7 protein-coding genes are annotated in these 6,171 nt (G+C 76.0%); 5 read left to right on the top strand and 2 right to left on the bottom strand.

Annotation, left to right across the window (positions count from 1 at the left end; translation table 11 throughout):
* Positions 1-139 precede the first annotated feature (139 nt).
* The 3 genes from IH44_RS0124170 to IH44_RS0124160 are packed head-to-tail and all read left to right on the top strand — an operon-like array spanning position 140 to position 2,963.
* Positions 140-904 (top strand): ABC transporter permease, encoded by a 765-nt coding sequence (locus IH44_RS0124170; RefSeq protein ID WP_030461804.1) that lies wholly within the window; start codon positions 140-142, stop codon positions 902-904.
* A gap of 32 nt (positions 905-936) precedes the next feature.
* Positions 937-1,899, top strand: a complete 963-nt coding sequence (locus IH44_RS0124165) for a daunorubicin resistance protein DrrA family ABC transporter ATP-binding protein (protein ID WP_030461803.1) — start codon at positions 937-939, stop codon at positions 1,897-1,899.
* A 2-nt stretch (positions 1,900-1,901) separates the two neighbouring features.
* Positions 1,902-2,963, top strand: a complete 1,062-nt coding sequence (locus IH44_RS0124160) for an NAD-dependent epimerase/dehydratase family protein (RefSeq protein ID WP_081967083.1) — start codon at positions 1,902-1,904, stop codon at positions 2,961-2,963.
* A gap of 70 nt (positions 2,964-3,033) precedes the next feature.
* On the opposite strand, the gene IH44_RS0124155 is transcribed toward IH44_RS0124160, so the two are convergent.
* The gene (locus IH44_RS0124155; RefSeq protein WP_030461801.1) at positions 3,034-3,810 is read right to left on the bottom strand and encodes an alpha/beta fold hydrolase; all 777 of its coding nucleotides are present in this window, start codon (positions 3,808-3,810) and stop codon (positions 3,034-3,036) included.
* Between the two features lie 60 nt (positions 3,811-3,870).
* Here IH44_RS0124155 and IH44_RS0124150 point away from each other — a divergent pair, with 60 nt between their 5' ends.
* The gene (locus IH44_RS0124150) at positions 3,871-4,287 is read left to right on the top strand and encodes a MarR family winged helix-turn-helix transcriptional regulator (RefSeq protein ID WP_030461800.1); all 417 of its coding nucleotides are present in this window, start codon (positions 3,871-3,873) and stop codon (positions 4,285-4,287) included.
* A 154-nt stretch (positions 4,288-4,441) separates the two neighbouring features.
* Positions 4,442-5,530 (top strand): polyprenyl synthetase family protein, encoded by a 1,089-nt coding sequence (locus tag IH44_RS0124145; RefSeq protein WP_030461799.1) that lies wholly within the window; start codon positions 4,442-4,444, stop codon positions 5,528-5,530.
* Positions 5,531-5,592: 62 nt separating this feature from the next.
* On the opposite strand, the gene IH44_RS41365 is transcribed toward IH44_RS0124145, so the two are convergent.
* Complete coding sequence (locus tag IH44_RS41365; protein ID WP_232795062.1) at positions 5,593-6,024, bottom strand: hypothetical protein; 432 nt, start codon at positions 6,022-6,024, stop codon at positions 5,593-5,595.
* Between the last annotated feature and the right edge of the window lie 147 nt (positions 6,025-6,171).

Genomic DNA, 6,171 nt, shown 5'->3' with positions numbered 1-6,171 from the left:
GGCCCGGCCCCAGCCCCCCGAACTGCCCCTCCCCCGCCCCTGACCCCACGCGCTCCGGCCCAGCCCCGCCCCTCCGACGCCGAGCACCTCCGACAGCGAGCCCCTCCGACGCCCCGAACAGGACAGGAAACGCCCACCCGTGAAAAGCCTCCGCGACACCTGGCTGGTGTTCCAGCGCCACCTGCTGCTGATGGCCCGCTCCCCGTTGCAGATCTTCCTCGGGGTGGCCCAACCCGTCGTCTACCTCGCCCTGTTCGCCCCGCTGCTCAAGCCCGCGCTGGCCTCGATGGGCGCGGGCACGATGGCCGACGCCTACCGGATCTACGTCCCCGGCATGCTGGTCGCGCTGGCCCTCGGCGGCGGCCTGTACGTCGGCTTCGGCCTGCTCGCCGAACTCGGCTCCGGCGTGATCGAGCGGGCCCGGGTCACCCCGGTCAGCCGGGTCGCGCTGCTGCTCGGCCGCTCGCTGCGGGACGTGGTGGTGCTGGCCGTCCAGGCCGCCGTGATCATCGTGCTGGCGATCCCGCTCGGCCTGCTGGTGCGCGTCCCGGACCTGCTGCTGGCCTACCTGCTGCTCGCGCTGATCTCGCTGACCAGCTCCGCGGTCTCCTACGGCCTGGCGCTCAAGGTCGGCAACCCGGACGTGCTGGGCCAGCTGGTCAACAACCTCGCCCAGCCGCTGATGCTGCTCTCCGGCACCCTGCTGCCGCTCGCGCTGGCCCCGCTGTGGCTGCGCCGGGTCTCCGACTGGAACCCGTTCAGCTGGGCGGTGGTCGGCATGCGCGAACTGTTCGCCGGCCACCCCGGCGACCCCGCGGTGTGGCGCAGCCTCGCCCTGATGGCGGCCGTCGCACTCGCCGCCCTGCTCTGGTCGGCCCGCCGCTTCGCCCGCACCGTCCGCTGACCCGTCCCCCCGTCACCCCCCGAAGGACCCAGATGATCGAGACCAGCGGACTGCGGAAGTCCTACCGGACCGGCCGCCGCCGCCACGCCGCCACCGTGGACGCGGTGGCCGGACTGGACCTGCACGTGGCCGAAGGCGAGATCTTCGGACTGCTCGGCCCCAACGGCGCGGGCAAGACCACCACCCTGCGGATGCTCGCCACCCTGCTGCCCCCCGACGGCGGCCGGGCCACGGTGGCCGGCGCCGACCTGCTGACCCGCCCGGCCGAGGTCCGGCGCGCCATCGGCTACGTCGCCCAGGGCGGCGGCACCTGGGACGAGGTGACGGCCCGTGAGGAACTCGTCCTGCAGGCCCGGATGCACGGCCTGGGCAAGGCCGAGGCGCAGGCCCGGGCGGCCGCCGCCGTCGACTCCTTCGACCTCGCCGAGTACGCCGACCGCCCCTGCCGCAGCTACTCGGGCGGCCAGCGCCGCCGCCTGGACATCGCGCTCGGCGTGGTCCACCGCCCCACCGTGCTGTTCCTGGACGAGCCCACCTCCGGCCTCGACCCGGCCGCCCGGGCCCGGCTGTGGGCCGAGGTCCGCCGCCTGCGCGACGCCGGCATGACGGTCTTCCTCACCACCCACTACCTGGACGAGGCCGACGCGCTCTGCGACCGGATCGCCATCGTCGACGGCGGCACCCTGGTCGCCGAGGGCACCCCCGCCGCGCTCAAGCGCTCCGTCCACGGCGAGGTGGTCACCGTCGGAGTCGCCGAACCGCACCTGGCCGCCAAGGCCGCCGAGGTGCTCGCCGCCCAGGAGTGCGTCCGCGGCGCCGAGACCCGCGCCGACGGCGCGCTGCGACTGTCCGTCGACACCGGCGAGAGCGCGATGCCGCAGGTCATGCGGGCACTGGCCGAGGCGGGCATCGCCACCGCCACCATCGAACTGCACCGCCCCACCCTGGACGACGTCTTCCTCGCCCGCACCGGCCGCTCGCTGCGGGAGTCCTGACCATGGCCCACCCCACCGGCACCGGCACCGGAACGGCCGCGGTCCCGGGCCCAGGCACCGGAACGGCCGCGGGCCTTGCCGCCCGCCCGGCTGCTCGCCCGGCTGCCCGCCCGGCCGCCCGCCGGGCCGTCGTCACCGGCGGCGCGGGCTTCGTCGGCTCCCACCTGTGCGACCGGCTGCGCGCGCAGGGCACCGAGGTGGTGTGCGTCGACAACCTGCTCACCGGCAGCCTCGACAACCTCGCCGACCGCGCCGACGACCCCGGCTTCACGCTGCGACGCCACGACGTGTGCGAGCCGTTCGACGTCGACGGGCCGGTCGACCTGGTCGTCCACCTGGCCTCGCCCGCCTCCCCGCACGACTACGCCCGCCACCCCGTCGAGACCCTGCGGGCCGGTGCCCACGGCACCCACAACGCCCTCGAACTGGCCCGCCGCAAGGGTGCCCGCTTCCTGCTCACCTCCACCTCCGAGGTGTACGGCGACCCGCTGGTCCACCCGCAGCCCGAGACGTACTGGGGCAACGTCAACCCGATCGGCCCGCGCAGCCAGTACGACGAGGCCAAGCGCTACGCCGAGGCGCTCACCACCGCCTACCGCACCGCCCGCGGCACCGACACCGTCATCGTCCGGCTGTTCAACACCTACGGCCCGCGGATGCGCCCCACCGACGGGCGGGCCGTGCCCGCCTTCATCACCCAGGCCCTGGCCGGACGGCCGCTCACCGTCGCCGGGGACGGCAGCCAGACCCGCTCGCTGTGCCACGTCGACGACACCGTCGCCGGCATCCTGGCCGCGGCCGCCGCCGGCCACCCCGGACCGATCAACCTCGGCAACCCCGCCGAGCTGACCATCCTCCAACTCGCCCACCGCATCCGCACGTTGTGCGGATCGGCCTCCCCGGTCGAGTTCGTCGAACGCCCCGGCGACGACCCCTCGCTGCGCCGCCCCGACATCACCCTGGCCCGCACCGCGCTCGGCTGGCAGCCTGCCGTGGATACCGATCCGGGCCTGGCCGCCACCATCGCCTGGTTCGCCCGCCGCCCGGTCGGCGTCGGCGCCTGAGACCCGGGCCGGGACGGGAGTTGGGACCGGACCGGGACGGGACAGACCGGACCGGGACGGGACGGGGCGGTCACCCGGTCCGCAGCGGGCGGCGCAGCTCGGCGTCCAGGTGGGCGAGCACCTCGGCCGGCCGCTCCAGGTGCGGGAGGTGCCCGGCGCCGGGCACCGGCACGAAGCGGGCGTCGGGGAACGAGCCGGCGTAGGCGGCGCCGTAGCCGGGGGTGGCGACCCGGTCGCTCTCGCCCCACAGCACCAGGACCGGCACCCGGACGCCGGACAGCCGCTCCCGCAGCCCGGGGTCGTACATGTAGGGGTCGCCGGCCAGCACCTGCATGGTGGCCAGGTTGCCCCGGCGGCGGGCGAGTTCGGCCGGGGGCAGGGTCGCCGGGTCGACGAAGAAGCGGTCGGGGTCGTGCCAGGAGTGCTCGGCCAGGCCGCGGGCGTCCAGGGCGAAGACGTCGGTGAGCGGCTCCCCGTCCACCCCGATGCCCACGGCGTCGATCAGCACCAGCCCGCCGACCACCCGCTCCCGCGGGTCCTGCGCGCCGTCGAGCAGCGCCAGTTCGGCGCCGATCCAGCCGCCGAGGGAGGAGCCCACCACCAGCACGTCCCGCAGGCCGCGCCGTCGCAGCAGGTCGAGGTAGAGCGCGGCGAGGTCGGCCATCCGGGTGATCCCGGCGGGGCGCTCGGTGCCGTCCCAGCCGGGGTGGACGGGGGAGAGGACGTGGGCGGTCCGGGCGAGGTGGGCGGCGAGCGGGGCGACGGTGGCCGGACCGCCGCCGCCGTGCAGGAGGAGGACGGGGCGGCCGGTACCGGCCTCGGCGAGGAGGAACTGTTCGGTGGTCATGCGCCCACTCTAACTAAGGATGCTTAATTAAGCTAGTTGAGTTACGGGTAGGCTGGCCGCATGAACCCAGAGCTCCACGTCCTCGGCCGGGCCGTCAAGAAGGTCCAGTACCGCCAGCACCGCGCCCTCGACACCGCCCTCACCGCCGCCGGCACCACCCTCGCCCAGTGGGACGCCCTCCGGGCCGTCGGCCGCCGCCCCGGCGCCTCCGCCCGGGAACTCGCCACCGCCACCTTCCAGACCGAGCAGTCCTTCGGCACCCTCGCCGGCCGCCTGCTCGCCCAGGGCCTGATCACTCGCACCCCCGGCCACGGCCGCCGCCTCGAACACCACCTCACCCCCGCCGGCCAGGCCCTCCTCGCCACCGGCGAGCAGATCGCCGACACCGTCCTCACCGACCACTTCGCCCCCCTGACCCCCGAAGAACGCACCACCCTCCTCCACCTCCTGCACACCCTCGCCCCCGAGGACACCTGACGCCCCGGGCCCCCTCCGCCCCGCGATCCCCGGCGCCCGCCGCGCCCGCCGCGCCCTCGACGCCGAGCACGACCGCCGGCACGAACCGACCGGCAGCCGCCCCCGCCGAACCCCGGCCGGTCGAACGGCGGTCGGGCCGTGGGAGCCTGACGGGGTGAACGACGCCCTCGCCGCCGCCCTACGCCGCGCCGCCGACCACCAGGAACGCTTCGAAGCCCGCTTCGCGGCCCACTTCGACGCCCTGGCCGACCCGGAGGGCGGCGGGGCCCTACTGCCCCCGCACGGCAGGTTCCCGGCCCGGGCCCTCGAACTGGTGCGGGAGCTGTCCCTGCGCGGCGGCAAACGGCTCCGGGTGGCGCTGCTGCACGAAGCCGCCGCCCTGGTCGCCGACCGTCCGGCGCCCGGCCTGGACGCCGCCGCGATCAGCGTCGAACTGCTGCACACCCACGGCCTGATCCACGACGACATCATCGACGACGCCCCCCTCCGCCGCGGCGGCCCGTCCACCTACTACGCCTACCGCGCCGAATTCCCCGACCACCCCGACACCGCCCTCGCCCTCGCCGTCCTGGCCGGCGACCTGGCCGCCTTCCTCGCCGTCCGGGCCCTGCTCACCGGCGACCTGCCCCCCGAGCGGGCCCTGGCCATGGCCACCGTCGCCACCGACGCCGCGGCCGCCGCCGTCAACGGCCAACTCATCGACCTCGAACGCGACTTCCACCCCGCCCCCGACACCGCCTTCCTGCACACCGTCACCGAGTACAAGTCCACCCACTACTCGATCCTCGCCCCGCTCCGCCTCGGCCTGCTCGCCGCCGGCACCGACCCCGCCCCGCACGACGCCGACCTGCGCGCCTACGCCACCGCCCTGGGCACCGCCAACCAGATCCACGACGACTGGCTCGACCTCTTCGGCAACCCCGCCACCCTCGGCAAACCCCTCGGCACCGACCTGCGCTCCGGCCGCCACAGCTACCTCGTCCACGCCCTCCTGGCCGCCACCGCCGACGACCCGGCCGCCCGCACCACCCTCCGCGCCGCCCTGGGCACCCCCGACCCGGCCGCCGTCACCACCCTCCGCGCCCTCGCCCGCACCCGCCACCTCGACCGCACCCTCCCCGCCGAAGCCGCCCGCCACGCCCACCGCGCCGCCGCCCTGGCCGCCACCTGGCACCACTGGCACCCCGGAGCCGTCGCCTTCTTCACCCACCTCCCGGCCTGGTCCCTCACCCGCGACCACTGAACGCCGCCCCACCGGACCGGAAACGAGCCGCCTCCCCTCCGGCGGCACGGGCCCGAACGGCGTCAGGGCCCCAGGACGAACGCCGGGTCGACCCCCACCGCGGCCAGGCCCTCGCGCACGGAGCGGTCGAACCGCTCGATCTCCGCCACGAGAACGTCCCAGCCGACGGGCGAGGTCCAGACGCCCGGCGCGAGGACGGAGCCCACCCGCCAGCCCCCGTCGCAGCCCACGACCCGGACCAGCCCGCTCTCCGCCTGCGCCGAGTCGAGCCCGAAGTCCCCACGCCCGCCCGCCGGACCCCGGACCCAGCGCGCCAGGTGGTACGCCAACTCGGCCACGGGGAACGCCTCCTCCGACCACACCGGCCGCCCCCGGTCCCAGACGGACAACTCCGCCTCGACATCGAGCAGCAGCACGGCCAGGGGCGCCTCCTGCGCGGTGAGCCCGCGCCGCGCCAGGTCCGACAGCCCGAAGTTCCGGCAGACGAACCGCACCGCCCGGCCTCCACGAAATCCGGGGCCCCCGGCCCTCCGGGCAGCCCACCTGCGGACAGACCCTACCCACGAGGGCTGGCAAACGCAGGCCACGACCGGTTTCACGGCCGCGCTGCGGGCGGCGGGACGGGGCCTGACGGGGTGCGG

Origin of the sequence: Kitasatospora sp. NRRL B-11411, assembly GCF_000721345.1 — a bacterium.
GTDB lineage: Bacteria > Actinomycetota > Actinomycetes > Streptomycetales > Streptomycetaceae > Kitasatospora > Kitasatospora cineracea.
Note: the sequence above shows the minus strand (reverse complement) of the source record. Positions and strands in the feature narration are given on the sequence as shown.

Coding starts and splice junctions, on each gene's coding strand:
- IH44_RS0124155 (WP_030461801.1), bottom strand. CDS start 3,810: ATGACCACCGAACAGTTCCTCCTCGCCGAGGCCGGTACCGGCCGCCCC.
- IH44_RS0124160 (WP_081967083.1), top strand. CDS start 1,902: ATGGCCCACCCCACCGGCACCGGCACCGGAACGGCCGCGGTCCCGGGC.
- IH44_RS0124150 (WP_030461800.1), top strand. CDS start 3,871: ATGAACCCAGAGCTCCACGTCCTCGGCCGGGCCGTCAAGAAGGTCCAG.
- IH44_RS0124165 (WP_030461803.1), top strand. CDS start 937: ATGATCGAGACCAGCGGACTGCGGAAGTCCTACCGGACCGGCCGCCGC.